Annotated in this window: 25 protein-coding genes and 1 pseudogene; 11 read left to right on the top strand and 15 right to left on the bottom strand. The window is 60.1% G+C overall.

Annotated elements, in window-relative coordinates; translation table 11 throughout:
• Window positions 1–2: 2 nt before the first annotated feature.
• Genes ACA068_RS09070 through ACA068_RS09090 form a run of 5 tightly spaced genes read left to right on the top strand, consistent with a single transcriptional unit; the run spans window position 3 to window position 4,611 of the window.
• Complete coding sequence (locus tag ACA068_RS09070) at window positions 3–1,991, top strand: heme lyase CcmF/NrfE family subunit (RefSeq protein WP_497309236.1); 1,989 nt, start codon at window positions 3–5, stop codon at window positions 1,989–1,991.
• On the top strand, window positions 1,988–2,524 hold the full coding sequence (locus ACA068_RS09075) for a DsbE family thiol:disulfide interchange protein (protein ID WP_497309238.1): 537 nt from the start codon (window positions 1,988–1,990) through the stop codon (window positions 2,522–2,524). The genes ACA068_RS09070 and ACA068_RS09075 overlap by 4 nt, the downstream gene beginning before the upstream one ends.
• On the top strand, window positions 2,521–2,994 hold the full coding sequence (locus tag ACA068_RS09080; protein WP_497309239.1) for a cytochrome c-type biogenesis protein: 474 nt from the start codon (window positions 2,521–2,523) through the stop codon (window positions 2,992–2,994). Before ACA068_RS09075 ends, ACA068_RS09080 begins: the two co-directional genes overlap by 4 nt.
• Window positions 2,987–4,189, top strand: a complete 1,203-nt coding sequence (gene ccmI, locus ACA068_RS09085; protein WP_497309241.1) for a c-type cytochrome biogenesis protein CcmI — start codon at window positions 2,987–2,989, stop codon at window positions 4,187–4,189. The genes ACA068_RS09080 and ccmI overlap by 8 nt, the downstream gene beginning before the upstream one ends.
• Window positions 4,190–4,203: 14 nt before the next feature.
• Window positions 4,204–4,611 carry a hypothetical protein gene (locus ACA068_RS09090; RefSeq protein ID WP_497309242.1) on the top strand — a complete coding sequence of 136 codons (408 nt, stop codon included), beginning with the start codon at window positions 4,204–4,206 and terminating at the stop codon, window positions 4,609–4,611.
• Between the two features lie 47 nt (window positions 4,612–4,658).
• Here the strand turns inward: ACA068_RS09090 and ACA068_RS09095 are convergent, their stop codons facing one another.
• Entirely contained in the window at window positions 4,659–5,546 is an 888-nt protein-coding gene (locus ACA068_RS09095; RefSeq protein ID WP_497309244.1) for a LysR family transcriptional regulator, read from the bottom strand.
• Between the two features lie 40 nt (window positions 5,547–5,586).
• Window positions 5,587–6,306 (bottom strand): SDR family oxidoreductase, encoded by a 720-nt coding sequence (locus ACA068_RS09100; protein WP_497309245.1) that lies wholly within the window; start codon window positions 6,304–6,306, stop codon window positions 5,587–5,589.
• Window positions 6,307–6,607: 301 nt separating this feature from the next.
• Here ACA068_RS09100 and ACA068_RS09105 point away from each other — a divergent pair.
• Window positions 6,608–6,856: pseudogene (locus ACA068_RS09105) on the top strand (type II toxin-antitoxin system HicB family antitoxin); the annotation flags it as partial.
• Between the two features lie 83 nt (window positions 6,857–6,939).
• On the opposite strand, the gene ACA068_RS09110 reads toward ACA068_RS09105, so the two are convergent.
• The gene (locus tag ACA068_RS09110; protein WP_497309247.1) at window positions 6,940–8,145 is read right to left on the bottom strand and encodes an MFS transporter; all 1,206 of its coding nucleotides are present in this window, start codon (window positions 8,143–8,145) and stop codon (window positions 6,940–6,942) included.
• 235 nt (window positions 8,146–8,380) lie between these two features.
• Between ACA068_RS09110 and ACA068_RS09115 the strand changes: the two genes are divergently transcribed.
• Window positions 8,381–9,010, top strand: a complete 630-nt coding sequence (locus ACA068_RS09115) for a hypothetical protein (protein WP_497309248.1) — start codon at window positions 8,381–8,383, stop codon at window positions 9,008–9,010.
• Window positions 9,011–9,196: 186 nt separating this feature from the next.
• Here ACA068_RS09115 and ACA068_RS09120 read toward each other — a convergent pair whose 3' ends face one another.
• The 8 genes from ACA068_RS09120 to gcl all read right to left on the bottom strand — a co-directional run bounded on the left by ACA068_RS09120 (window position 9,197) and on the right by gcl (window position 18,860).
• Window positions 9,197–10,195 (bottom strand): sulfate ABC transporter substrate-binding protein, encoded by a 999-nt coding sequence (locus tag ACA068_RS09120; RefSeq protein ID WP_150702741.1) that lies wholly within the window; start codon window positions 10,193–10,195, stop codon window positions 9,197–9,199.
• Window positions 10,196–10,312: 117 nt separating this feature from the next.
• Complete coding sequence (locus ACA068_RS09125) at window positions 10,313–11,137, bottom strand: ion transporter (RefSeq protein WP_497309250.1); 825 nt, start codon at window positions 11,135–11,137, stop codon at window positions 10,313–10,315.
• A 21-nt stretch (window positions 11,138–11,158) separates the two neighbouring features.
• Entirely contained in the window at window positions 11,159–12,073 is a 915-nt protein-coding gene (locus ACA068_RS09130) for an urea transporter (protein ID WP_497309252.1), read from the bottom strand.
• 185 nt (window positions 12,074–12,258) lie between these two features.
• Window positions 12,259–13,674 (bottom strand): pyruvate kinase, encoded by a 1,416-nt coding sequence (pyk, locus tag ACA068_RS09135; protein ID WP_497309254.1) that lies wholly within the window; start codon window positions 13,672–13,674, stop codon window positions 12,259–12,261.
• Complete coding sequence (locus ACA068_RS09140; RefSeq protein ID WP_497309256.1) at window positions 13,664–14,944, bottom strand: glycerate kinase type-2 family protein; 1,281 nt, start codon at window positions 14,942–14,944, stop codon at window positions 13,664–13,666. The genes pyk and ACA068_RS09140 overlap by 11 nt, the downstream gene beginning before the upstream one ends.
• 156 nt (window positions 14,945–15,100) lie before the next feature.
• Window positions 15,101–15,991 carry a 2-hydroxy-3-oxopropionate reductase gene (locus tag ACA068_RS09145; RefSeq protein ID WP_497309258.1) on the bottom strand — a complete coding sequence of 297 codons (891 nt, stop codon included), beginning with the start codon at window positions 15,989–15,991 and terminating at the stop codon, window positions 15,101–15,103.
• Window positions 15,992–16,163: 172 nt separating this feature from the next.
• Window positions 16,164–16,946, bottom strand: coding sequence for a hydroxypyruvate isomerase (hyi, locus tag ACA068_RS09150; RefSeq protein WP_497309260.1), 783 nt, complete (start codon window positions 16,944–16,946; stop codon window positions 16,164–16,166).
• Between the two features lie 138 nt (window positions 16,947–17,084).
• Window positions 17,085–18,860 (bottom strand): glyoxylate carboligase, encoded by a 1,776-nt coding sequence (gene gcl / locus ACA068_RS09155; protein WP_010456878.1) that lies wholly within the window; start codon window positions 18,858–18,860, stop codon window positions 17,085–17,087.
• Between the two features lie 266 nt (window positions 18,861–19,126).
• Between gcl and ACA068_RS09160 the strand changes: the two genes are divergently transcribed.
• Window positions 19,127–19,567: a GlcG/HbpS family heme-binding protein gene (locus ACA068_RS09160; RefSeq protein WP_497309261.1), complete on the top strand. Its 441-nt coding sequence runs from the start codon at window positions 19,127–19,129 to the stop codon at window positions 19,565–19,567.
• Between the two features lie 239 nt (window positions 19,568–19,806).
• A complete protein-coding gene (locus tag ACA068_RS09165; RefSeq protein ID WP_497309263.1) occupies window positions 19,807–20,265 on the top strand; it encodes an REP-associated tyrosine transposase in 459 nt (152 codons plus the stop codon).
• 110 nt (window positions 20,266–20,375) lie between these two features.
• Here ACA068_RS09165 and ACA068_RS09170 read toward each other — a convergent pair whose 3' ends face one another.
• Window positions 20,376–20,984 carry a TetR/AcrR family transcriptional regulator gene (locus ACA068_RS09170; RefSeq protein ID WP_497309265.1) on the bottom strand — a complete coding sequence of 203 codons (609 nt, stop codon included), beginning with the start codon at window positions 20,982–20,984 and terminating at the stop codon, window positions 20,376–20,378.
• Between the two features lie 134 nt (window positions 20,985–21,118).
• Here ACA068_RS09170 and ACA068_RS09175 point away from each other — a divergent pair, with 134 nt between their 5' ends.
• Window positions 21,119–22,033, top strand: a complete 915-nt coding sequence (locus ACA068_RS09175) for a DUF808 domain-containing protein (protein ID WP_497309267.1) — start codon at window positions 21,119–21,121, stop codon at window positions 22,031–22,033.
• Window positions 22,034–22,233: 200 nt separating this feature from the next.
• On the opposite strand, the gene ACA068_RS09180 is transcribed toward ACA068_RS09175, so the two are convergent.
• Together ACA068_RS09180 and ACA068_RS09185 are read right to left on the bottom strand one after the other, a co-directional pair.
• Window positions 22,234–23,022: an MlaA family lipoprotein gene (locus ACA068_RS09180; RefSeq protein WP_497309269.1), complete on the bottom strand. Its 789-nt coding sequence runs from the start codon at window positions 23,020–23,022 to the stop codon at window positions 22,234–22,236.
• Entirely contained in the window at window positions 23,015–24,313 is a 1,299-nt protein-coding gene (locus ACA068_RS09185; RefSeq protein WP_497309271.1) for a serine/threonine protein kinase, read from the bottom strand. The genes ACA068_RS09180 and ACA068_RS09185 overlap by 8 nt, the downstream gene beginning before the upstream one ends.
• A gap of 224 nt (window positions 24,314–24,537) precedes the next feature.
• Here ACA068_RS09185 and ACA068_RS09190 point away from each other — a divergent pair, with 224 nt between their 5' ends.
• A complete protein-coding gene (locus ACA068_RS09190; protein WP_497309273.1) occupies window positions 24,538–24,906 on the top strand; it encodes a hypothetical protein in 369 nt (122 codons plus the stop codon).
• 124 nt (window positions 24,907–25,030) lie between these two features.
• On the opposite strand, the gene ACA068_RS09195 is transcribed toward ACA068_RS09190, so the two are convergent.
• The gene (locus tag ACA068_RS09195; RefSeq protein WP_497309274.1) at window positions 25,031–26,626 is read right to left on the bottom strand and encodes a glycoside hydrolase family 17 protein; all 1,596 of its coding nucleotides are present in this window, start codon (window positions 26,624–26,626) and stop codon (window positions 25,031–25,033) included.
• Window positions 26,627–26,848: the final 222 nt, after the last annotated feature.

The following is a 26,848-nucleotide window of genomic DNA, read 5'->3' on the forward strand; positions in this document are numbered from 1 at the left end:
CGATGACATCCGCACTGTTTATTCCTGAACTCGGCCACTTGGCCATGATCCTGGCGCTGTGTTTTGCGCTGGTCCAGGCCATCGTGCCATTGCTCGGCGCCTGGCGCGGTGACCGTTTGTGGATGAGCCTCGCTCAGCCAGCGGCCTGGGGCCAGTTCGCCTTTTTGCTGTTCGCCTTTGGCTGCCTGACGTACGCGTTCATGGCCGACGACTTCTCCGTCGCCTACGTGGCCAGCAACTCCAACAGCGCCTTGCCGTGGTACTACAAGTTCAGCGCGGTGTGGGGCGCTCACGAAGGCTCGCTGCTGCTCTGGGCCTTGATCCTCGGCGGCTGGACCTTTGCGGTGTCGGTGTTCTCCCGGCAGTTGCCGCAAGTGATGCTGGCCCGCGTGCTGGCGGTGATGGGCATGATCAGCACCGGTTTCCTGCTGTTCCTGATCCTCACCTCGAACCCGTTCGCACGGATCCTGCCGCAGATTCCGGCGGACGGTCGCGACCTCAATCCCTTGCTGCAAGACATCGGCCTGATCGTTCACCCACCGATGCTGTACATGGGTTATGTCGGTTTCTCCGTAGCGTTCGCGTTCGCCATCGCTGCCTTGCTGGGCGGTCGTCTTGATGCGGCGTGGGCGCGCTGGTCGCGTCCATGGACCATCGTTGCCTGGGCCTTCCTCGGGATCGGCATCACCCTGGGTTCGTGGTGGGCGTACTACGAACTCGGCTGGGGCGGCTGGTGGTTCTGGGACCCGGTGGAAAACGCCTCGTTCATGCCATGGCTCGTCGGTACGGCGCTGATTCACTCGTTGGCGGTCACGGAAAAACGTGGCGTGTTCAAGAGCTGGACCGTGTTGCTGGCCATTGCCGCGTTCTCGTTGAGCTTGCTCGGTACGTTCCTGGTGCGTTCCGGCGTGCTGACCTCGGTTCACGCCTTTGCCTCCGACCCTGAGCGCGGCGTGTTCATCCTGATTTTCCTGCTGTTCGTGGTCGGCGGTTCGCTGACGCTGTTCGCCCTGCGCGCCCCGGTAGTTAAGAGTCACGTCGGCTTCAATCTGTGGTCCCGGGAAACCCTGCTGCTGGGCAACAACCTGGTGCTGGTGGTGGCGGCGTCGATGATTCTGCTGGGCACCTTGTATCCGCTGATTCTCGATGCGATGACCGGTGCCAAGCTGTCGGTCGGCCCGCCGTACTTCAACGCGCTGTTCATTCCGTTGATGGCGTTGCTGATGATGGTGATGGCCGTCGGCATGCTGGTGCGCTGGAAAGACACCCCGGTCAAATGGCTGATGAGCATGCTGACCCCAGTGTTGCTCGGCAGTGCCGCGTTGGCCGTGGTGGCCGGCGTCGCTTATGGCGATTTCAACTGGGCGGTGATCGCCACGTTCATGCTCGCGGCGTGGGTGCTGTTGGCCGGTGTGCGCGACATCCTCGACAAGACCCGCCACAAAGGCCTGATCAAAGGTCTGCCGACTCTGACCCGCAGCTACTGGGGCATGCAGATCGCGCACTTGGGCATCGCCGTGTGTGCCCTTGGCGTCGTGCTGTCGAGCCAGAACAGTGCCGAGCGCGACTTGCGCCTGGCGCCGGGCGAGTCCATGGACCTGGCCGGTTATCACTTCGTGTTCGAAGGCGCCAAGCACTACGAAGGTCCGAACTTCACCTCCGACAAGGGCACCGTTCGGGTGATCCGCGATGGCAAGGAAGTCAGCGTGTTGCACCCGGAAAAACGCCTCTACACCGTGCAGAACTCGGTGATGACCGAAGCCGGGATCGACGCCGGTTTCACCCGTGACATCTACGTCGCACTCGGCGAACCGCTGGGCGATGGCGCCTGGGCCGTGCGTGTCCACGTCAAACCGTTCGTGCGCTGGATCTGGTTCGGCGGGCTGCTGACAGGTTTCGGCGGGTTGCTGGCGGCGCTGGATCGCCGTTATCGGGTCAAGGTGAAAAGCCGCGTGCGTGAAGCGCTGGGCATGACGGGAGCCACGGCATGAGACGTTGGTTAATGCTGTTGCCACTGGCGATTTTTCTGGTGGTGGCTGTTTTCCTGTATCGCGGGTTGTACCTGGATCCGGCCGAGTTGCCTTCGGCGATGATCGGCAAGCCGTTCCCGGCGTTTTCCCTGCCGACCGTGGAGGGCGACAAGACCCTGACCAAAGCCGACATTCTCGGTAAACCGGCACTGGTCAACGTCTGGGCCACTTGGTGCATCGCCTGCAAGGTCGAGCATCCGGTATTGAACAAGCTGGCCCAGCAGGGCGTGACGATTTATGGCATCAACTATAAGGACGTCAACGCCGACGCGAAGAAGTGGCTGGTGGAATTCCACAACCCTTACCAGTTGGGCATCAGTGACGCGGAGGGCTCGCTGGGCCTGAATCTCGGTGTGTACGGCGCCCCGGAAACCTTTTTCATCGACGCCAAAGGCATCATCCGCGACAAGTTCGTCGGAGTGATCGACGAACAGGTCTGGCGCGAAAAACTGGCGGCCAAGTATCAGGCACTGGTCGATGAGGCCAAGCCATGAAGCGCTGGATAGCCGCCGCTGTATTAGGTTTGAGCATGGCCGGTGTTGCACACGGCGCCATCGACACCTACGAGTTCGCCAAAGAAGGTGATCGCGAGCGTTTTCGCGAGTTGACCAAAGAGCTGCGTTGCCCCAAGTGCCAGAATCAGGACATCGCCGATTCCAACGCACCCATCGCCGCCGACCTGCGCAAAGAGATTTTCCGCATGTTGGGCGAGGGCAAGGACAATCAGCAGATCATCGACTTCATGGTTGATCGCTACGGTGATTTCGTCCGCTACAAACCCGCTCTGAACGCCAAGACCGCTTTGCTCTGGTTCGGCCCGGCCGGCCTGCTGCTGGGCGGTTTTGTGATCATCGCCGTGATCGTCCGCCGTCGTCGCGTGCAACGCGCTGACACCAAGGATGAGCTCTCTGCCGAGGAGCGTGAGCGCCTCGACCACCTGTTGGATAAAACCAAGAATGATTGATTTCTGGCTCGCTGCAGGTCTGCTACTTCTGGTTGCCCTGAGTTTTCTGCTGATCCCTGTTTTGCGTGGCCGTCGCGCTCAACTTGAAGAGGATCGTACTGCCCTGAACGTCGCGCTGTATCAGGAGCGCGTGGCTGAGTTGCAAACCGAGCAGGAAGAGGGCGTGCTCAACGCTGCTCAACTGGAAACCGGTCGCGCCGAAGCTGCCCGTGAGTTGCTCGCCGACACCGAAGGCGTCGAGGCACCGCGCGTGTCCCGCCTTGGCAAACCGTGGCCCTTGCTGGCGGCGATTCTGGTGCCGGTCCTGGGGCTGGGCTTGTACCTGCATTACGGTGCCAGCGACAAGGTTGAACTGACCCGCGAATTCGCCCAGGCGCCGCAGTCGATGGAAGAGATGACCCAGCGTCTGGAGCGCGCGGTCGCGGCGCAGCCGGATTCGGCTGAAGGCTTGTACTTCCTCGGTCGCACCTACATGGCTCAGGACCGTCCTGGCGACGCGGCGAAGATCTTCGAGCGCACGGTGAACCTGGCCGGTCGTCAGCCGGAGCTGCTCGGCCAATGGGCCCAGGCCCAGTACTTCGCCGATGGCAAAAAGTGGTCGGACAAGATTCAGGCGTTGACTGACGAAGCGCTGAAAGCCGATCCGAAAGAAGTCACCAGCCTTGGCCTGCTGGGCATCGCGGCGTTTGAAAGCCAGCGGTATCAGGACGCCATCGACTACTGGAATCGCCTGTTGGCGCAACTGCCGCCGGAGGACAGTTCCCGTGCCGCGCTGCAAGGCGGGATCACGCGAGCCACCGAGAAACTCGAAGCCAGCGGTGGCAAAGTCGCCCAGGCTCCAGCGGCCAAAGCGGCAGCGAAGCTTACAGTCACCGTCGATCTGGCGCCCGAGCTCAAAGCCAAGGTTCTGCCCGGCGACAGCGTGTTCATTTTCGCCCGCGCGACCTCGGGTCCACCGGCACCGCTGGCCGCCAAGCGTCTGACCGTGGCTGATCTGCCGGCCACCGTCGAACTGGGCGATGCCGACGCAATGATGCCGCAGTTGAAACTGTCGAACTTCCCTGAAGTCCAACTGGTTGCGCGCATCTCTCGCGCCGGCCAACCAACGGCCGGCGAATGGATCGGTCGCAGCCAGCCTCTGGCCAGCAGCAGCACGACGCAGCAAACACTGACCATCGACAGCCCGGACAAATGACAGGAAACGCCACTATGACCACCATCGCTCGTATCACCCTGCTCAGTATGGTTTTGGGGTTAAGCGCTTGTGTGGTCCAACGGCCCCCTGAGCAGCCAACCCCGCCACCGATCCCGCCGTCGCAGCCAAGTACCAAACCGGCGCCCTCGACAGCGCCGAGTAAACCGACCACCCCGGCCAAACCCGCCAAGCCGCTGCCACGCACTTCCGCCAGCTTCGCGCCGCCACCGGGGGGCAACAGCCATTGGGATGCCAAGCTTGGCGTCTATGTGCTTGATGACCAACCCAACACCTTCTACCGCCAGCGCACCTACTACCGCTGGAACAACGGCTGGAGCCGGTCGATCAGCCCGAACGGGCCATGGGAAGAGACCAATATCCATGGTGTGCCGGGTGGGTTGGGGCGGCAGTTCGGGGAGTAAACAGAAACGGCGATCCCAGGATCGCCGTTTTGCTTTCTGAGCGTTTCTCAGACCTCTTTTATCAGCACCCCTTGCACATACTTCACAAACGCCCGAGCCTTTGCGCTGGCCATTCTGCCTGTGGGAAACACCGCCCAAAGGTCCTGATTCGGCAACGTCCAATCCTTCATCACTTCCCTGACCGCGCCGTTCGCCAGTTCCGGTGCAAACATCCATTCGGACGCTATCGTCAGCCCTTGATGGGCGAGCACGGCTGCACGCAGACCTTCGGCGACGTTGACGCGGATTCGGCCGTTGATGATCACTGCCTGTTCTTCCGAGGCCTTGCGGAACTGCCAATTGGCACCACCGCCCAAGGTGTAGATGACTGCTTGGTGTTTGCTCAGATCGGCAGGGCAGGTGGGCTCGCGGTGTTTTTCGAAATAGGCTGGCGTGCCCAGCACCATGCGCCGACACTCGGCGATCTTGCGGGCGGTCAGGCCGGAGTCACTCAGGGCGCCCATGCGCAGGGCGATGTCGACGCCTTCTTCCACCAGATTGACGTTGCGATCGTCCAGCATCAAATCGATGTTCAGGTCCGGGTTCTGATCGAGAAATGGCCCCAGATGCGGAACGATATGCAGCCGGCCGAAGGTCACGGCAGCGCAGATGCGCAGGTTACCGCTCAGACCGCTGGCGGCGCCGCGTGCTGCGTTGTCGGCTTCATTGGCTTCTTCGATGGCACGCTTGGAGCGTTCGAAAAAGGCCAGGCCAGCCTCGGTGGGTGTCAGGCCACGGGTTGATCGCAGCAGCAGCCGAACGGCAAGGCGCGCCTCCAATTGCGCGATGACTTTCGAGACGGCGGGCTGGCCGATATTCAAGCGCCGGGCGGCGGCGGAAAACGAACCGGTTTCCACCACGTAGACGAAGGTTTCCATTGCGCCGAGGCGGTCCATCTCAGGTCCTTGTGAAGATCAAGGGGGATTTTGCCGGTGGTCAGAACGCGGCTTTGCCTATGGAGGAGCCGCCGTCGACAAACAAGGTCTGCCCGGTGATAAACCCGCTTTGCTCGGACAACAAAAACGCAATGGCCGCCGCGATCTCTTGTGGCTGCCCCAGTCGTCCCATCGGCACACCCGCTAGATACCGCGCTTCACCTTCGCTGCCCGGCGGGTTGTTGGCGCGAAACAGCTCTGTTTCAGTCGGCCCCGGCGCCACGGCGTTCACGGTCACACCGGTTTGCGCCAATTCCAGCGCCCAAGAGCGCGTGAAGCTGATCATCGCCGCCTTGGCCGCCGCGTAGGCCGTGCGCTGGGTGATGCCGAGTACGGTCAGACTGGAAATATTCACCACCCGACCCCAGCCCTTGGCGCGCATATTTGGCAGCAACGCCTGAGTGGCCTGCAACGCCGAATGCAGGTTGACCCGCATCACGTCATCAAACGTATCGAGGTCGATTTCGCCCAGCACTTGCGGGCGAACCAGGCCGACGTTGTTCACCAGTCCATCAAATTCATACGTCCTGGCCAGATCCGCCAGTACTTCCTGAGTCAGTGCCCTGTCGCTCAGATCCAGCGGAAACAGAATGCCGGGGAAGGACAGGTCCGGCGTCCGGGCAATCCCGACCACCCGATGCCCCGCACGGTCCAGATGTTCGGCCACTGCCCGGCCGATGCCTTTGCTGGCACCGGTAATGAGAAAGGTACGTCGGGTCATTGCACACTCCTTGAAAGCACATGCCGCCGGGGCAGGCGGCCGTTGAACGGGTCAGCCGCGAATCGCATCCAGCATCGCTTCAGGCTTTGGACGCTGAGTGTAATCCGGGTTGGCCTTGGCGGTAACGAATCAGGTGAGATCAATCCTGACCGCAGGGGCGAATGGCGGTCAGGTGAAGTTTTGGGATTCATGCTTGGGGGCATGAAGGATTCACATCCTGAAAAACAACGTGAACAGACCCTGCCTGGTTTCTATGGTGCAGTGGCGCTCCATTAAGGTGGTTTTTGCTGGAGGAACCGTTGTGCACTATCCAATCATTATCGAGTGGGGAGATGAGAGGACTGCGACAGGTATTCAAATACCAGATATCCCGGGTGCTGTGACTGCCGGGGATACGTTCGAGGAGGCATATGACGCCGCCGTCGAAATCGCGCAGATACTTCTGCAACAAATGGAGGCGCAGGGGCTGGATATTCCGGTGCCCACATTGGTGAGCGAGCATCGAGGTAATCCGGAATTTTCAGGCAGAGGTTGGGGGATGTTGAAGATTTGAAGTGCGGAACATCAGTCGCACATCAATCACGAGCAAGCCTTCCTGTGGGAGCGGGGCTTGCCCGCGAAGCTTTTGAAGGTTCACGCGGTCGCCAACGAGCTCTTTTCGGAAACACTCAAAAACCGCAACAACGCCAACAGCGGAAACGCACTGCCCACAATCACGATCCACAACCAGCCACCGTGCTCATACACCGCACTGGCCACCGAGGATCCGAACGCGCCGCCGATGAAAATGCTGGTCATGTACAGCGCATTCAGGCGGCTGCGGCTTTTGGCGTCGAGGGCGTAGACCGCGCGTTGACCGAGGACCATGTTCATCTGCACGCAGAAGTCGAGGACCACGCCGGTGACTGCGAGGCCGATGACGCTGTAGACCGGATGGATGAACGCTGGCAGGAAGCTCAGGCTGGCGAACAGCAGGGCCAGTAATGAAGCGATGCGAGTGTGGCCGGCATCGGCCAGTCGACCGGCGATAGGGGCGGCGATCGCACCGATGGCGCCGACCAGGGCGAAGATCGCGATCTGGGTTTGCGACAGGCCGTGATTTCGCGCCAGTTCCAGCGGCACGGCGGTCCAGAACAGGCTGAACGTGGCGAACATGCAACCCTGGTAAAACGCGCGCTGACGCAGCACTGGTTGCTGGCGCAACAGCGTCCACAGGGACCCCAGCAACTGGCCATAAGAGGCGCTGTGATCAGGCTGGCGCTTGGGAATCGTCAGCGCCAGCACGAGGCTGATCGCCGCCATCAACACCGCCGCGATCACAAACATCGCACGCCAGCCGAAGTGGTCAGCCACCAAGCTGGATACAGGCCGCGCCAACAGAATCCCCAGCAGCAAACCGCCCATGATCCCGCCGACGACCCGACCCCGTGATTCTTCCGGCGCAAGGTGTGCGGCCAGCGGAATCAGGATCTGCACCGACACCGAACTGAAACCCACCAGTAACGAGATCAGCAAAAACACATTCGGCTGATCGGTAAACGCTGCGCCCAACAGGCTGGCAATCGCCACCACGGTGGTGATGATCATCAGTCGGCGGTTTTCCAGCAGATCGCCTAGCGGCACCAGAAAGAACAAGCCAAGCGCGTAACCAATCTGGGTCAACGAAACAATCAGGCTGGCCATGGTGCTGGTCAGGCCGATGTCCGGCGCGATGAGGCTGATGATCGGCTGGGCGTAGTAGATGTTGGCCACAATAGCGCCGCAGCAAAAGGCGAACAGCAGCACCATGCCTTTGGTCATTGTTGCGGTGCCGTGGGGCACCTGGGTCGCTGGGTTCATAACGTGTCTCGCTGAACAGAAGGGAATGCGCGCAGGCTAAAGAGGAATCGGACTCGGCAGAAGAGAGATCGGAGTGATAGCAATCATTCCTTTGCGGAATGAGTGACGGACGTATGGGCTGTCCATCGATGAATCTTGCGTCAAAATATCGAGGCTCGATGATACATTCACTTACATCCTGTTCGATAGCGTGCTTATGTTCTATCTTCACGATTCCTGACCGGAAGGCACTTCCATGAATGCGATGTTTCGTCACCTTATTCGCGGCGCTTCAGTTCTTGGCTTGATCGGCTTGTTCACAGTAGGGATCGCCCAGGCTGCCGATGCGCCGGGCATGCGCATTGGCGTTCGCGGCGAGATCAGCGGGGTGAGCCCGGATGTCTTGAAAGTCCACGTCAACACGGGTGAAAACGTGGTCATTAAACTGACCAACGACACCAAAGTCCGCGCCGTTACCCTCGCCAATATCGAAGACATCAAGCCCGGCAGCTACATTGGCTCAGCGGCCATACCGCAAGACGATGGCACCTTGAAGGCGCTGGAGGTCCATGTGTTCCCACCGGAACTGGCGGGCAGCGGCGACGGGCATCGGCCGTTCGATCTGGTCAAGGGCAGCAGCATGACCAACGGCAGCGTCGGCGATCTGGTGGTGAGCAATGGCCGGGTGTTGACCGTCAACTACAAGGGCGGCCAGCAGAAGATTCTGGTGCCGGACGATGTGCCGATCGTGAATCTGATGCCGGGGGATAGGAGTTTGCTGAAGGTGGGTGTGAAGATCGTAACGTTCGTCACCCAAAGTGCAGACGGGACACTGACCGCGCAGTCCATCTCGGCGGGCAAGGATGGCGTTACACCGCCAATGTAACGGCGAATCGAAATCCCTGTGGGAGCGGGCTTGCTCGCGAAAGCGGTGTGTCATTCAACATTGATGTCGACTGACACGGCCTCTTCGCGAGCAAGCCCGCTCCCACAGGGGATTATCAGTGAACACAAATCTTGTGCCACAAAAAAGGCGACCTCATCGGGTCGCCTTTTTCGTTGGGCTCAGCGATTACTGACCGCTGTAAATCTGATCAAAGACCCCACCATCATTGAAGTGGGTCTTCTGTACCGTGCGCCAGTCACCAAAGGTCTTCTCCACCGACAGGAAATCCACTTTCGGGAAGCGATCGGTGTACTTGGCCAGCACCGCCGGATCACGCGGACGCAGGTAGTTGGCCGCCGCAATTTCCTGGCCTTCCGGCGACCACAGGTACTTCAGGTATTCCTCGGCTGCGGCGCGGGTGCCTTTCTTGTCGACGGTTTTGTCGACCACCGACACCGGCGGCTCGGCTTCAGCGGAGACGCTTGGGTAGATCACTTCAAACTGGTCACGACCAAACTCACGGGCAATCATTTCCGCTTCGTTTTCGAAGGTCACCAGCACGTCGCCAATCTGGTTGGTCATGAACGTGGTGGTGGCTGCACGGCCACCGGTATCCAGTACTGGCGCTTGCTTGAACAGCTTGCCGACGAAGTCTTTGGCCTTGTTCTCGTCACCGCCGTTTTTCAGCACGTAACCCCAGGCGGACAGATAAGTGTAGCGACCGTTACCCGAGGTTTTCGGGTTCGGCACGATCACTTGCACGCCGTCCTTGAGCAGATCCGGCCAGTCTTTCAGGGCTTTCGGATTGCCTTTGCGGACGATGAACACGGTGGCCGAGGTGAACGGTGCGCTGTTGTTCGGCAAGCGGGTGACCCAGTTGTCCGGGACCAGTTTGCCGTTGTCTGCCAGGGCGTTGATGTCGGTGGCCATGTTCATGGTGATGACGTCAGCCGGCAGGCCATCGATCACCGAACGCGCCTGTTTGCTGGAGCCGCCGAAGGACATCTGCAAGGTGATGTTTTCGTTGTGCTCGGCTTGCCAGTGTTTCTGGAACGCTGTGTTGTAGTCCTTGTAGAAATCTCGCATCACGTCGTAGGAAACGTTGAGCAGGGTCGGTGCGGCCTGAGCCACGCTGGTCAGGGCCAGGCCAGCAGCGAGAAGTGAGGCGCCAAAGAGTTTTTTCACTGCGCATTCCTTGTTTTATAAAGAGTGTTCTGTAAAGTTTTTTGTAAAAAGTGAGGCAATTTGCCAGCGACTATAGCCGGGCTCGCATAGGCCTTTAAAGATTAAAAAGCACTTTGCTTATTCCATTTTCTTAAACAAAGCATTCCCGCAACGGGAGCAAAACGCCGCCCCGTGTTCGTGATTGTTTTTCTTGCACACCGGGCAGTCGTGTTGCAGCTGTTCACCGCGCATGGCGTTGGCCAGTTCGGCGGTGAAAATCCCGGTCGGCACGGCGATGATCGAGTAACCGGTGATCATCACCAGGGACGAAATAACCTGGCCCAACGGTGTCTTGGGCACGATGTCGCCGAAGCCCACCGTGGTCAACGTGACGATCGCCCAGTAGATGCCTTTGGGAATGCTGGTGAAGCCGTGTTCCGGGCCTTCGATCACGTACATCAACGTGCCGAACACCGTCACCAGCGTGCAGACGCTGACCAGAAACACCACGATTTTCTGCTTGCTGCCGCGCAACGCCGACATCAGATAGTTGGCTTGCTTGAGGTACGGGCTGAGCTTGAGCACGCGGAAAATCCGCAGCATCCGAATGATCCGAATAATCAGCAAATACTGCGCATCGGCGTAATACAACGCCAGGATGCCGGGCACGATCGCCAGCAAATCCACCAGCCCGTAAAAGCTGAATGCATAGCGCAACGGCTTGGGCGAGCAGTACAGGCGCAGGCCATATTCGATGACGAAGATGACGGTGAAGCCCCACTCGATGTTCGCCAGCACGTTGGCGTAGTTCTGGTGGATGGAGTCGATGCTGTCGAGCATCACAATCACGATGCTCGCGAGGATGATCAACAGCAGGATGCCGTCGAAGCGCCGCCCCGCCTTGGTGTCGCTTTGGAAAACCATGACGTAAAGCTCTTCACGCCAGTTTTTGCTGCTGTCCATGGATACCGCCTGAACCAATAATCAGCGAAGCCTAGGTTGATTCTCCTCCAGAGTGCAAGGCGCACGGGCGACAGCGATCATGCCGAGCATCTGAATAACCGTGCGGATCAGCCAGCAGGAGAGGATGAACGGCGCGGTCAGCGTTGGCAGACCGATGGCGGCAAACACCGAGGTCAGCAACAGCGCTGATGCAATGCCGACCAGCGGCAGCCACGGATGCTGGCGCAGCGAGTTCAAGGCGAGGGCGGCGAGTACGGCGTTATAGCCACCGAGGCCGATCAATGCGCTGTAAACGTCGTGATGCAGCAGGCTCCAGCCCATGCCCGCGACAGACGCCAACAACGCCCAGCAGAATGCGCGGCGATCAGCGATCAGCAAACCCACGGCAATCATCGCACCGGCCAGCGGATGACCGAGGAACATCACCTGGCCGAAGCCTTTCAGCGGTGCGGCGAGCATGTTCAGCGTGTTGATTTCGATTAGATGCGCTTTTGTCGAGGGGGTGGCGAAGCACAGCAGCAACCAGCCCAACCCAACGAAGGGCGCCGTATAGGCAGGCAGGTAGTGGCTGACCCGGACGCGTTTGAGCCATTGCTGAGTCAGCATCGCGCTCAGTCCGCCCGCAGCAATGATCAGCGGCGGCAACAGTGCTGACCAAGGGAAATACAGGCTCAGCAAAAGGCCGAGCAAGACACCGTTGTAACTGAACAGCCCGGCCTGACGATCGGCCTTGGCATAACCGCGTCGTTGCGCGGTGAGCAACCCGGCGACGCCGCCCAGCAGCGCACCGCCGAGCAGGGTAGGCGCGGTGAAAAGAATCGCCAACAGGCACAGCAGACCAAACAGCGGATGGCGCTGAAGGAAGATCTGGCTGAAACCGTTGAGCAGGGCAGTCGCCCAGTCGGGGCAGTGGGTGTTGAAGTGGTTGGCAGGCATGATGGAGTCTGGGGGCAGAGGATAATCAAAAGGTCTTGCACAAAACCTGTGGCGAGGGAGCTTGCTCCCGCTGGGCTGCGGAGCGGCCCCAATTGGGCAAATGCGGTTTTTCTATTGGAACCGTCATGCCAGACGACTGCTGCGCAGTCGAGCGGGAGCAAGCTCCCTCGCCACAGGGTGATTTGTTAGATCAGGGTTTCTATTCGCAACGAGTTAGTCGACCCCGGCTGCCCAAACGGCACACCCGCCGTGATCAACAGCGTGTCACCCCGCTTGGCCATGCCTTGGGCCTGCGCAATCTCCAGCGCCGTCGAGCACACTTCATCCACTTGCCGCAGCCGATCATTGACCACCGAATGCACGCCCCACGCCACCGTCAAGCGGCGCGCCGTCTGCAGGTTCGGCGTCAGGTTGAGGATTGGCACCGTCGGCCGTTCCCGCGCTGCACGTAAACTCGACGTGCCGGACTCGCTGTAATTCACCAGCACCGCCACCGGCAACACATTGCTGATGCGGCGGATCGCGCAGCTGATTGCGTCTGAAACAGTCGCCTCGGCCTTCGGCCGGCTCACGTCCAGTTGCGCCTGGTAATCCGGGCCGTTTTCCACCTGGCGAATGATTTTGCTCATCATCTGCACGGCTTCCAGCGGGTACTCGCCGGAGGCGGTTTCCGCCGACAGCATCACCGCATCCGCACCTTCAGCCACGGCGTTAGCCACATCAGTGACTTCGGCGCGGGTCGGGGCCGGGGAGAAGCGCATCGATTCGAGCATCTGCGTCGCCACCACCACCGGTTTGCCGAGTTCGCGGCACAAGCTGATGATGTTTTTCTGAATCTGCGGCACGCTTTCCGCCGGCACTTCCACGCCCAGGTCACCGCGCGCGACCATGATCGCGTCGCTCAACTCGGCGATTTCCCGCAACTGAGTCACCGCCGATGGCTTCTCGATCTTGGCCATCAAGAACGCTTTGTCGCCGATCAGTTCGCGGGCTTCGCGGATGTCTTCCGGCCGCTGCACGAACGACAGCGCAACCCAGTCCACACCCAGCTCCAGACCAAAGCTTAAGTCGCGGCGATCCTTGGCGGTCAGCGGGCTCAGTTCCAGCACCGCTTGCGGCACGTTCACGCCTTTGCGATCCGAGAGCTCACCGCCGTTGAGCACCGTGGTGTCGATGGCGTCGGCGTACTTGGTGACCACGCGCAGTCGCAGCTTGCCGTCGTCCAGCAGCAGGTCCATGCCAGGCTCGAGTGCGGCGATGATTTCCGGGTGTGGCAGGTTGACCCGGCGCTGATCGCCCGGCGTCGGGTCGAGGTCCAGGCGCAGGGCCTGGCCACGATGCAGTTGCACTTTGCCTTCAGCGAACTTGCCGACCCGCAGTTTCGGGCCTTGCAAGTCCATCAGAATGCCCAACGGGTAATTGAGCTGGCGCTCGACTTCACGAATCCACTGATATCGCTGCGCGTGGTCGGCGTGATCGCCGTGGCTGAAGTTCAGGCGAAAGATGTTGACCCCAGCCTGCACCAGCTCACGGATATCGTCGATCCCGTCGGTGGCAGGGCCGAGGGTGGCGAGGATTTTGACCTTTTTATCAGGCGTCATTTTTAGGGCTCTCGAGGATCAGGATGGCGCGGAAGTCGTTGACGTTGGTGCGGGTCGGTTCGGTGACGATCAGGGCGTCCAGCGCCTCGAAATAGCCGTAGCCATTGTTGTTGTCCAGCTCGTCGCTGGCGCTCAAGCCGAGGGCGGCGGCGCGGGCGTAACTGTCCGGGGTCATGATGGCGCCGGCGTTGTCTTCGGAGCCGTCGATGCCGTCGGTGTCACCGGCCAGTGCATAGACGCCGGGCAGGCCTTTGAGGCTGTCGGTCAGGCTCAGCAGGAATTCGGCGTTGCGCCCGCCACGGCCATTGCCGCGCACGGTGACAGTGGTTTCACCGCCCGAGAGAATCACGCAAGGCGTCGCCAGTGGCTGGCCATGCAAGACCACTTGCCGAGCAATGCCGGCATGAACCTTGGCCACTTCGCGGGATTCGCCTTCCAGGTCGCCGAGGATCAGCGGGCTGAAACCGGCCTGACGCGCTTTCACGGCGGCCGCTTCAAGCGATTGCTGGGGGCGGGCGATCAGCTGGAAGTGACTGCGCGCCAGGCTCGGATCGCCAGGTTTGACCGTCTCCGATTCCGGGCTCTGCAGCCAGGTGCGCACCGAAGCCGGTACGTCGATGCCGTAGCGTTTGAGGATTGCCAGGGCTTCGGCTGAAGTGCTTGGATCGGCCACGGTAGGGCCGGAGGCGATGACCGTGGCGAGGTCGCCCGGCACATCGGAAATCGCGTAGGTATAAACAGTGGCCGGCCAGCAGGCTTTACCGAGGCGGCCGCCCTTGATCGCCGAGAGGTGTTTGCGCACGCAATTCATCTCGCCGATGGTGGCGCCGGATTTGAGCAGCGCTTTGTTGATCGATTGCTTGTCAGCGAGGGTGATGCCGGCCGCCGGTAATGCCAGCAGGGCAGAGCCGCCGCCCGAAAGCAGGAAGATCACGCGGTCGTCTTCGCTCAGGTTGCTGACCAGTTCAAACACCCGCTTGGCGACGGCTTGACCGGCGGCGTCAGGCACCGGGTGAGCCGCTTCGACGACTTCGATTTTTTCGCACGGGGCGCCGTGACCGTAACGGGTGACCACCAGACCGGAGACTTCACCCCGCCAGCAACGCTCCACCACTTGGGCCATGGCTGCTGCGGCTTTGCCGGCGCCGATGACGATCACCCGACCGCTGCGATCTTTGGGTAAATGGGCTTCGAGGACTTGCTGCGGATGGGCCGCGTCGATGGCTGTGGCAAACAGCTCGCGCAGGAATTGTTGCGGATCGACCGACATGGCGGGCTCCCGGGAATTTCTTGTTATTGGAGAACGACTCGGTTCCCTGTGGGAGCGGGCTTGCTCGCGAAGGCGGCTTCACATTCAACAGAGATGTTGACTGACACGCCGCTTTCGCGAGCAAGCCCGCTCCCACAGGTTTTGTGCAGGGCTTTGTTACTTATCGCGAATCGAGAAATTCGCCATGTGTTCCAGGCCCTTGATCAGCGCCGAGTGGTCCCAGTTGCTGCCACCGATCGCTGCGCAGGTGCTGAATACTTGCTGGGTGTTGGCGGTGTTCGGCAGGTTGATGTTCAGCTCTTTAGCGCCTTGCAGGGCCAGGTTCAGGTCCTTCTGGTGCAGGCTGATGCGGAAGCCCGGATCGAAGGTACCTTTGATCATGCGCTCGCCATGAACTTCGAGGATCTTCGACGAAGCAAAACCGCCCATCAGCGCTTCACGCACCTTGGCGGGATCGGCACCGTTTTTCGAGGCGAACAGCAGCGCTTCGGCCACGGCCTGAATGTTCAGCGCGACGATGATCTGGTTCGCCACTTTGGCGGTTTGACCGTCGCCGTTACCGCCCACCAGGGTGATGTTCTTGCCCATGGCCTGGAACAGCGGCAGCGCGCGTTCGAAGGCATCGGCATCACCGCCGACCATGATGCTCAAGGTCGCGGCCTTGGCGCCGACTTCACCGCCAGACACGGGCGCGTCGAGGTACTGAGCGCCTTTTTCGTTGATTTTGGCAGCGAAGGCTTTGGTGGCCGTCGGCGAGATCGAACTCATGTCGATCACGACTTTGCCTTTGCCCACGCCGGCCGCAACACCGTCGGCGCGGAACAGCACGTCGTCGACCTGCGGGGTATCCGGCACCATGACGATGATGAATTCGGCTTCTTGCGCGACTTCTTTCGGGTTCGCCAGGGCGACGGCACCACCGGCAATCAGGTCAGCAGGTGCGGGGTCGTGATGCGCCGACAGGAACAGGCTGTGACCGGCTTTCTGCAGGTTCAACGCCATTGGGTGGCCCATGATGCCGGTGCCGATAAATCCGATTTTAGCCATGAGAAATTCCTCTTGTTTTTATTGCTCTGTTCGCAAAATTCGTGGGTGTCAGCGAGGACGCCTTCGCGGGCAAGCCTCGCTCCTACGGGTGCGTGTCTGTCACCCTATTGCGTATCAACCTGATCCTGTAGGAGCGAGGCTTGCCCGCGAAGAACGATGACGCGGCGACAGGTCAGATCGCGTTATGGGTTTTGAGCCAGCTCAGGCCCGCTTCAGTGGTGGTCAGCGGCTTGTATTCACAGCCGACCCACCCCTGATAACCAATCCGGTCCAGGTGTTCGAACAGGAAGCGGTAGTTGATTTCACCGGTGCCAGGTTCGTTGCGCCCCGGGTTGTCGGCCAACTGGATGTGGTTGATCTCGCCCAGGTGCGCAGCCATGGTGCGGGCCAGGTCGCCCTCCATGATTTGCATGTGATAGATGTCGTATTGCAGGAACAGGTTGGCGCTGCCGACCTGCTCGCGAATCGACAGGGCTTGCGCCGTGTTGTTCAGGTAGAAACCCGGGATGTCGCGGGTGTTGATCGCTTCCATCACCAGTTTGATGCCCGCCGCTTGCAGCTTGTCGGCGGCGTATTTGAGGTTGGCGACGAAGGTTTTTTCCACGGTGGCATCGTCGACGCCTTGTGGACGAACACCGGCCAGGCAGTTGACCTGGGTGTTGCCCAGCACTTTCGCGTAGGCAATCGCCAGGTCGACACCGGCGCGGAACTCTTCAACCCGGTCCGGCAGGCACGCGATACCGCGTTCGCCCTTGGCCCAGTCACCGGCCGGCAGGTTGAACAGCACCTGGGTCAGACCGTTGGCGTCGAGCTTGGCCTTGATCTCGGCAGAGCTGAAGTCGTAGGGGAACAGGTATTCGACACCACTGAAGCCGGCCTTGGCGGCCGCTTCGAAACGGGCAAGAAAATCCTGCTCAGTGAACAGCATGGACAGGTTGGCTGCGAAACGCGGCATGGTGGTCTCCCGTATGTGTGTGGTCCCCCTGTAGGAGCGAGGCTTGCCCGCGAAGGCGTCGTGTCAGTCGACATCAATGTTGAATGGTACGACCCCTTCGCGGGCAAGCCTCGCTCCTACACAAGGAGCGTTCAGCTGTTAATCCAGCAACGAAATCGCGGTCGGCGCATCGTTGCCGACCAGCGCCAGGTCTTCGAATTCGTTGACGGCGTTGATCTCGGTGCCCATGGAAATGTTGGTCACGCGCTCCAGAATAATCTCGACGATCACCGGCACCTTGAACTCTTCGATCAGCTCCTGAGCCTTGCGCAGAGCAGGCTGGATCTGACCCGGTTCGAACACACGCAGCGCCTTGCAGCCGAGGCCTTCGGCGACCGCGACGTGATCGACACCGTAACCGTTGAGTTCCGGAGCGTTCAGGTTGTCGAAAGACAGCTGCACGCAGTAGTCCATGTCGAAACCACGCTGAGCCTGACGAATCAGCCCCAGGTACGAATTGTTTACCACAACGTGGATGTACGGCAGCTTGAACTGCGCGCCCACCGCTAATTCTTCGATCATGAACTGGAAATCATAGTCGCCCGACAGTGCCACGACTTTGCGGGTCGGATCGGCCTTGACCACGCCCAGCGCGGCCGGAATGGTCCAGCCCAATGGGCCGGCCTGACCGCAGTTGATCCAGTGACGCGGCTTGTAGACGTGCAGGAACTGCGCGCCGGCAATCTGCGACAGGCCGATGGTGCTGACGTAGCAAGTGTCTTTGCCAAACACCTGGTTCATCTCTTCGTAAACCCGTTGCGGCTTGACCGGCACGTTGTCGAAGTGAGTCTTGCGCTGCAGGCTGGCTTTGCGCTGCTGGCAGTCTTGCAGCCAGGCGCTGCGGTTCTTCAGCTTGCCGGCGGCTTGCCATTCGCGAGCGACTTCGATGAACACGGTCAGCGCGGCTGCGGCGTCGGAGACGATGCCCAGGTCCGGGTTGAACACGCGGCCGATTTGCGTCGGCTCGATGTCGACGTGAATGAACTTGCGGCCTTCGGTGTACACATCGATCGAACCGGTGTGGCGGTTGGCCCAACGGTTACCGACGCCCAACACCACGTCGGACTTCAGCAGGGTGGCGTTGCCGTAGCGGTGCGATGTCTGCAGACCGACCATCCCGACCATCAATGGGTGATCGTCCGGGATGGTGCCCCAGCCCATCAGGGTCGGGATCACCGGGATACCGGTCAGCTCGGCGAACTCCACCAGCAACTCGCTGGCGTCGGCATTGATGATGCCGCCACCGGCGACCAGCAATGGACGCTCGGCCTGATCGAGCATGGCCAGGGCCTTCTCGATTTGCACACGGTTAGCGGTTGGCTTGGCCAGCGGCAGTGGTTGGTAGGCATCGATGTCGAATTCGATTTCAGCCATCTGCACGTCGAACGGCAGGTCGATCAGCACCGGGCCTGGACGGCCGGAGCGCATTTCATAGAAGGCTTTCTGGAACGCGTAAGGCACCTGGCCCGGTTCCATGACGGTGGTTGCCCACTTGGTCACTGGTTTGACGATCGCGGTGATGTCGACAGCCTGGAAGTCTTCCTTGTGCATACGGGCGCGGGGGGCCTGGCCGGTAATGCAAAGAATCGGGATCGAGTCGGCCGAGGCGCTGTAGAGCCCGGTGACCATGTCGGTGCCGGCCGGGCCGGAGGTGCCGATGCACACGCCGATGTTGCCGGCCTTGGTGCGGGTGTAGCCCTCGGCCATGTGCGAGGCGCCTTCAACGTGGCGCGCGAGGACGTGATCGATGCCACCGACCTTCTGCAAGGCGGAGTACAGCGGGTTGATCGCGGCGCCCGGGATGCCAAAAGCGGTATCAACCCCTTCACGGCGCATCACCAGAACGGCGGCTTCGATTGCTCTCATTTTGCTCATGGTTTTGTGCCTCGTACGTTTTATAATTGTATACAAGTGGCTTTGCGCAGAGTTTATTCACGGCGGACGGCGCAGGTCAATCCATTTTCTCAAGCAACTGTTTCATTCGTCGGAAGCCCAGCCTGCTGTGGCTTTTCGTCGCATGTGGCGCTTTTCGAGAATTATTGTATACAAAAAAATAACTCATTGTGTTCTATTTGTTGCATCGGACTGCGGCACAACCGCGCAGTCCATCGCTTTCCCTAAAACAAAATGAGGACGGCACCATGAGCGCTTTAACCTTGAAAGTTGCAGTCAACCTGATCAATCAGGCCATCACTGCAGGGCGTGCTATCTCTGCGGCGCCACTGACCATCGCGGTCCTGGATGCCGGCGGGCACTTGATGACATTGCAGCGCGAAGACGGCGCCAGCCTGCTGCGCCCGCAAGTCGCCATCGGCAAAGCCTGGGGCGCCATCGCCCTCGGCAAAGGCTCACGTCTGCTGGCACTGGACGCCCAACAACGCCCGGCATTCTTCGCCGCGCTGAACAGCCTGGGGCAGGGCAGCGTCGTGCCGGCACCGGGCGGCGTTTTGATTCGGGATCAAGACGGGAATTTGCTGGGGGCGGTGGGCATCAGCGGGGATCTGTCGGATGTTGACGAGCAGTGTGCGATCAGTGCGATCGAGGCGGTGGGGTTGCGGGCGGATGCGGGGGTGACGGCCTGATTCTGTATTGATTGATTGATTGATTGATTGATTGATTGATCTATCGCCATCGCCAGCAGGACTGGCTCCCACAGGGGATGTTTGTCGCACACGAATTTCGTGTTCACAGAGATCCAGTGTGGGAGCTAGCCTGCTAGCGATGACGGACTACCAGACACATCCAGCTAAATGTATGCCCCGCCCTTGGGTGATATCAGGTCTAGCCTTCCAGATGAATTAATCATGCAAGGGGCAAAGGAATGCCTGATCTACCCGCTTCAAATCGCTTGCGCATTGGCCGCTATACCGAATCCAATCGGATTTACTTGCTGACTACCAATACACACGATCGAAAGCCAATATTCAAAGACCTCACCTTGGGTAGAGTGGTGGTTAATCAATTTCGCTGCGCTCAGGATCAAGGCATCGCGAATTCACTGGCCTGGGTTGTCATGCCCGATCATTTCCATTGGCTGGTCGAGTTACAGCAGGGATCGTTGGGTGACCTGATGCAAAAGACCAAATCACTGAGCACCAAAGCGGTGAATCAGTTCACTGGCCGCAAGGTCAATCTCTGGCAGAAAGGCTTTCATGACCGTGCTCTGCGGCGGGAAGAGGATTTGGTGAAGGTGGCGCGGTATGTCGTGGCCAACCCATTGCGCGCCGGATTGGTTGAGAAACTGGGCGACTATCCACTGTGGGATGCTATTTGGGTTTGAGCTGAATCCAGGTCGTCTTCATCGCTAGCAGGCTAGCTCCCACAGGGGATTTGTGAACACCATAGATCCGATGTGGGAGCTAGCCTGCTAGCGATAAAGTCACCGTAATCTTAATGATCCGGCTCACACCCCTTGAGCACCAACCGGATGATCGTCTGCGCCGCCGCCTCATAATCAGCCTCATCGAGCTTGGCCTTTCCGGTCACCGCAGAAATCTGCCAGTCAAAGTCGGCATAGGTCTGGGTCGCGGCCCAGATGCTGAACATCAGGTGGTTAGGGTCGATCGGGGCGATCTGGCCGCGGTCGATCCAGGTCTGGATGCAGTCGATGTTGTGCTTGGCCTGGCCGTTGAGCTGTTCCACCAGGTCGGCGCTCAGGTGCGGTGCGCCGTGCATGATTTCGCTGGCGAACACTTTAGAGGCGAAGGGCAGGTCGCGGGAGATGCGGATTTTTGAGCGAATGTAGCCACTCAGCACTTCGCTGGGCACGCCGTCGGCGTTGAACGGCGTCGAAGCCTGCAGAATCGGTTCGATGATGCTTTCAAGGACCTCGCGGTAGAGGTTTTCCTTGGATTTGAAGTAGTAATAGACGTTGGGCTTGGGCAATCCCGCCTTGGCTGCGATGTCACTGGTTTTGGTCGCAGCGAAGCCCTTGTCGGCAAATTCTTCACTGGCGGCACGCAGGATCAGTTCTTTGTTGCGCTCGCGGATAGTGCTCATAAACCAGGGGGTTCCTTGCCTGTTCTGGCGGTTGCGCATGGTAGCACCGGCCTCGCGCGGCGCTCAAGAATGCCCCGTGTGGCGCTCGGTCGCGCTATGCTGCGCGGCATCCATTCAAGAAGGAAACCTGATTCATGGCAGGAAGCAGTTTGCTGTTGCTGATCGACGACATCGCCGCCGTTCTGGACGATGTGGCGTTGATGACCAAGATGGCCGCCAAGAAGACCGCGGGCGTACTCGGCGACGATCTCGCGCTCAATGCCCAGCAGGTCAGTGGCGTTCGTGCCGAGCGGGAAATTCCGGTCGTTTGGGCGGTGGCCAAGGGGTCATTTCTCAACAAGTTGATCCTGGTGCCGTCGGCCTTGGCCATCAGCGCATTCGTTCCGTGGCTGGTTACGCCGTTGTTGATGGTCGGTGGCGCCTACCTGTGTTTCGAGGGTTTCGAGAAACTCGCCCACAAATTCCTGCACAGCAAGGCTGAAGACCAGGCCGAGCACGCGCAACTGGTCGAGGCGGTGGCTGATCCGGCGGTCGATCTGGTGGCATTCGAGCAGGACAAGATCAAGGGCGCCATCCGCACTGACTTCATCCTCTCGGCGGAAATCATCGCCATCACCCTCGGCACCGTGGCGGATGCATCGTTGACCCAGCAGGTCATCGTGCTGTCGGGTATCGCCATCGTCATGACCATCGGTGTCTATGGTCTGGTGGCGGGCATCGTCAAGCTCGATGACCTCGGTCTGTGGCTGACCCAGAAGCCTGGGCAGATGGCCAAAAGTATCGGCGGCGGGATTCTGCGCGCAGCGCCGTACATGATGAAAAGCCTGTCGGTGATCGGCACGGCGGCGATGTTCCTGGTGGGCGGCGGGATTCTGACCCATGGCGTGCCGGTTGTTCATCACTGGATTGAAAGCGTCAGCGCAGGGGCGGGCGGTGCCGGGTTTATCGTGCCGACGTTGTTGAATGCGGTGGCGGGGATTGTGGCCGGTGCTGTTGTGTTGGCGGGCGTGATGGTCGTCAGCAAAATCTGGAAAGCACTGAAGGGCTAGCGCCTGGCACTACCCAAATTTGGGAGCGAGCCGGCTCCGGACGGCGTTCCGACGATAGCGGTGTGTCAGTCAGCGTAGATGTTGACTGTGTTGGCCTCATCGCGAGCAGGCTCGCTCCCACAGGTGATATGTACTGTTTTAGATTTCAATAAAAAGGCCATTCGACTCGCATCGAATGGCCTTTTTTGTTGCCGCCGTATTTACTCGGCAATCTGCAACTTGCGTGACTCGGTGTACACGTAGCGCACTTTCTCGTACTCGAACGGCGAGTTCAGTTGGCCGTAGCGGAAGCTGTTCTGGTAGCGCTTGTCGACACCGCGCAGGACCCAGACCTCAGGATGGTTGGAGCTGACTTCCGAGACGTTCAGGAAGTTGATCGCCGATTCGGCGCTGAAGTCCACCACCAGGCCGCCCGTGTCGCGGATGTTTGAAGGGCCAAGGATCGGCAGCACGAAGTAGGCGCCACCCGGTACACCGTAGAAGCCCAGGGTCTGACCGAAGTCTTCGCTCTGGCGCGGCAGGCCCATGGCGGTGGCCGGGTCCCACAGGCCGGCGATGCCGATGGTGGTGTTGAGCAGAAGGCGCGCGGTGGTTTCCATCGACCGCTTGCCTTTGAACTGCAGCAGGCTGTTCATCAGGTTCGGCACATCGCCGACGTTATTGAAAAAGTTGCTCACCCCGGTGCGCAGGAAGCTCGGCGTGATGTAGCGATAACCGTCGACCACCGGCAGGAACACCCATTGGTCGAAGCGGTAGTTGAAGTGATAAACCCGGCGGTTCCACTCTTCCAGCGGGTCGTAGACGTTCAGCGCATTGAGCGTGGAACGTTCGAATTCGCGCTGATCCAGCCCCGGGTTGAACTTGAGTTTGCTCAGCGGTTCCTTGAAACCGTCACTGTCGACCACGACAGGTGCGTTGGCTTCGCTGTTGTCGGCATTGGCGACGCCTGCACAGAGTAACGCAGCGATAAGCAGGAGGTATTTAGCCACGGAAAAACTCCAGCATGGCGTCGCTGTTGACGCGGTAGTTAAGGTTGCCGCAATGGCCGCCCAGTGGATAAACGGTCAAACGGTCGCCGAAGGTCTTGCGCAGGAAGCCCAGGTCACCAGGGCCGAGGATCACGTCGTCGGCGTTATGCATGACGGCGATTTTCGGGCTGTCTTGCAGGTAATCCTTGAGTGCGTACAGGCTGACCTGGTCGATTAGTTGCAGCAGGCTGCCGCCGTCGGTGCGGGCGCGCCACATCGGTATGACTTGCTCGGTGAGGTAGCAGTCGAAGTCGCACTGCAGCGCACGTTTGAGGAATGGCGTGAGGGTGGTGCCTTCTGTGATCGGGTATTTCGGGGGCGTGATCAGGCCGCGACGGTTGATCAGGTCCGAAGTGAAGGCAATGTCGGCCGCCGAAAAGCGGAACGAGGTGCCGATCAGCATGGCCATTTGTTCGTTGGTCAGGTGTTGTTTGGACTGCTGGAAGTCGTAGAGCAGCGCATCGTTGAGGTCGATGTAGCCTTTTTGCTGGAAGTAGCGGGTCAGCTTGTTCAGCACCAGTTCATAGAAAGTGGTGCTGTTGTTGATGCCCTTGACCTCGGTCTGGACCAGCTTGTCCAGGTTGGAGATCGAGGTGTAGAGGTTGACCGGCGGGTTGAGCAGCAAGACTTTCTTGAAGTTGAAGCTGCGGCGGGTTTCGTCCAGGTGCGCGACAAATGCCGCATCCAGTGCGCCCAGGCTGTAGCCGGTCAGGTAGTAATCGGTGACGGGCACTTTCGGATTTTGCGCCCGCACGGCCTGCATCACCCGGTACATGTCTTCGGCGTCTTCCTTGGTGATACCGGGTGTGGCAAAGCGTGAAGCCGCGCTCATAAAGTCGAAACTGGTGGGCGACGACAGTTGCACCACGTGATAGCCGGCCTTGTAGTAGAGCTTTTTCAGGTATTCATTGAGGCTGCTGTCATAACGCGCGCCGGTGCCGGCGATCAGGAAGATCAGCGGCGCGGCCTTGTCTTGCGTGGCGATGCGGTAGGTCAGCTTCTTTACCGGCCAGAAGTTGTCCGGCAACTGGAATTCACGCTCCGGGCGCAGAGTCACGCTGCGTGTCTGTTGATTGATGTCGTCATCCAGTGGCAACTCCGGACGCAGTTCCGGCGGAGTTGTGGCGATGGTCGCCTCGAAAGGGTTGGTCAAGGGGTAGCCATAACTGGCGGCGTCGATATCGACCGCCAGCGCGGACGCACTCAAAATAAGGCCGCCAAACAGGGCGGCGAAGCGCAAGGAACGGAGCATGACTAGATCCCTTAGAGGAAGGTGCCGAATGAAGTTCGCAGGCTATGACCACGGGGTTTGCGCCAAAGTGCCATGCTGCGGCACCAATCAGGGCGAATTTCGGATCAATAGTAGTTGGACGATACACTTTGCAGCTATTTGGTGAGCAATTATCTGTTGCGCGCGTTTGCTTGACGCTGTCGGGGGATTAAGCTGGCCGCCGTTTTCGTTTATTGGAGTGCTTCATGTCCCGCCGTCTGCCCGTGATTTTGTTACTCGTTTTGCTGCCGTTATGGCTCGTTGCCAGTTATGGCGCGCGTTATGGCTTCATGGAGGATGCGCAGTGGGTTGGCATCTGCGTGGACGAGGCAAGCCGTTGGGAATGCCAGGTCCGTTCGAACCTGGGCTGGATGATTCACTTCAAGGTATTGGGCTACGCTGCTTTGGGCGCCGCGATTATCGGTTTTGTCGTGCAGGGCCGGGGCGGGTGGTGGCTGGCGGTGCTGGCGCTGGTGTTCGGGTTTCCGGCGCTGGCGTTGTACAACACGACGTTGGCCGTTTTTGCGGTGGTGATTGCGGGGTTGCGTCTGGTTCGGGCGTCTCGTAGCGCCTGACAGTCCGTCTTCGCGGGCAAGCCACGCTCCCACAGGATCCTCGTCGTACACAAAATCTGTATACGCTGAAGAACCCTGTGGGAGCGTGGCTTGCCCGCGATGAGGCCGGCAGCGGCGCTGAAGATCAGGCCTTGCGAACCCGCAAACTGCGCCACAATGCGGCAACCATCAAAACACTCACAAGCGCCCAACCCCAGGCTTGCTGGTTTTGCAACCCTTCACGGAACAGCTGCGGTGCAATGCCGGCGCCGATGATGAAGGCCAGCAGGGCGATTTCACGGCGCGGCACGCTCACCGGGCGGCACAGGTAAACCAGTGCCGGCAGTATGAAGGCGACACTCGGGAAACTGCGATAGCGCGGATCGAACACCAGCTCCAGCATCATCACCGCCGCCGCAAACCCTGCCGCGGCGACCAGCCAGCCCGCTCGACGCTCCAGTGCACTGAATGCACGCTCACGCCAACCGGTGCGAGCGCTCAGCGTCAATGCGGCATGCGCCAGCACCAGCAGATTCAACCCCGTCAGCAACGCCACCCACAACCATTCACTGGCGAAGCGCGTCGTGACACGCGCCAGATCGCCCCAAGCGCCAATCGAGCAAGCCGCCAGTGCGCCGAGCAGCGGCAGCACCAAGGCAGCACGAGTGGTGCGTACACGCCCGCCAAGGATCAGCGTGCCGACAAAGATCAAGCCGCCAACGGCCAGCCACTGCGACCAGTACGGCACGTTCGACACGGGACCGGCCAGCACGCCTTTGTCCTGGCGATCGGCATCGAACAGCCCCCAGTAACCACCGACCGCACCTTCGCTGGCGCGTTTCCACGGCTGGTCGAAGGCTTCGATAAGGTTGTAATGCCAGCCTTGCTGCTCGGCCATGATGACAAAACCGCGAATGAACTTGGCTTCGTTAACCCGGCTCGGCAGGGCGGTTTCGCGCTGACGGCCTTCGCTCGGCCAACCGGTTTCGCCAATCACCACGTCCTTGGGCGCGAATTTGTTGCCGAACACCTGACGCACTTCGGCCACATGCTGCAGCGCGGCGTCGATATTCGAGGGATCATCTTCCCAGTACGGCAGCAAATGGATGGTCAGGAAATCCACCGCCGGGGCGATTTCCGGGTGCTTGAGCCAAAACTCCCAGACATCGGCGTAAGTGACCGGCTGCTTGACCTGGCTTTTGACCTTATTGATCAGCTTCGCCAGCTGTGTACCCGTGACTTCCTTGCGCAGCAGGGTTTCGTTGCCGACGATCACCGAGGACACCACGTCTGCGTTGGCGTTGGCCGAGGCGATCAGCAGGTCGACTTCTTTCTCGGTGTCCACCGGGTTGCTGTTGACCCAGGCGCCGATCATCAGTTTCAGACCATGCTTGCGCGCCAGATCGGGCAACGCCTCGAGGCCAGTCATGGAATAGGTGCGGATGCACTCGAAGCTTTTGGCCAGCAGCGCGAGGTCGGCGTCCATGCGCTCGGGGCGCAACTTGAACGGCACGTCGAACGGCGACTGGTCCTTGTCGAACGGGGTATAGGAGGCGCATTGCAGCTTGTGCGTCGCGCTGGCCACGTCCGGCAGGATCACCGGTTTGCCGAGGCCGTACCAGAAGCCGCCGAGGGCAAACAGCCCCAGCAAGCAAGCGAAAAGATAAGCCGGAAAAGGAAAGCGGGATGTCGCGGGCATGGTCAGGCCGTCTGGGAGCAAAGCCGCGCATGTTACCTTCATTTGCCCCGCCCTAGGGGGCTTGCATAATTTTGACATGCAAAGTTCGGGCGGATTGGCCGGCGCATTCGAGGCGGTCGTGATTAATGGCGTTCTGATGTCGTTTCTCGATGCCTTGAGGTCGCTGACAGCACAGGTCGCGGTTGTCGTCAGGTTGATTATCGAGGCATCAGTGCTCTCTTAGAAAATCACGCTGATGTTCGAACGAGTTTGCGGTGGGCGTGA

Source organism: Pseudomonas sp. LBUM1660 (assembly GCF_059695935.1).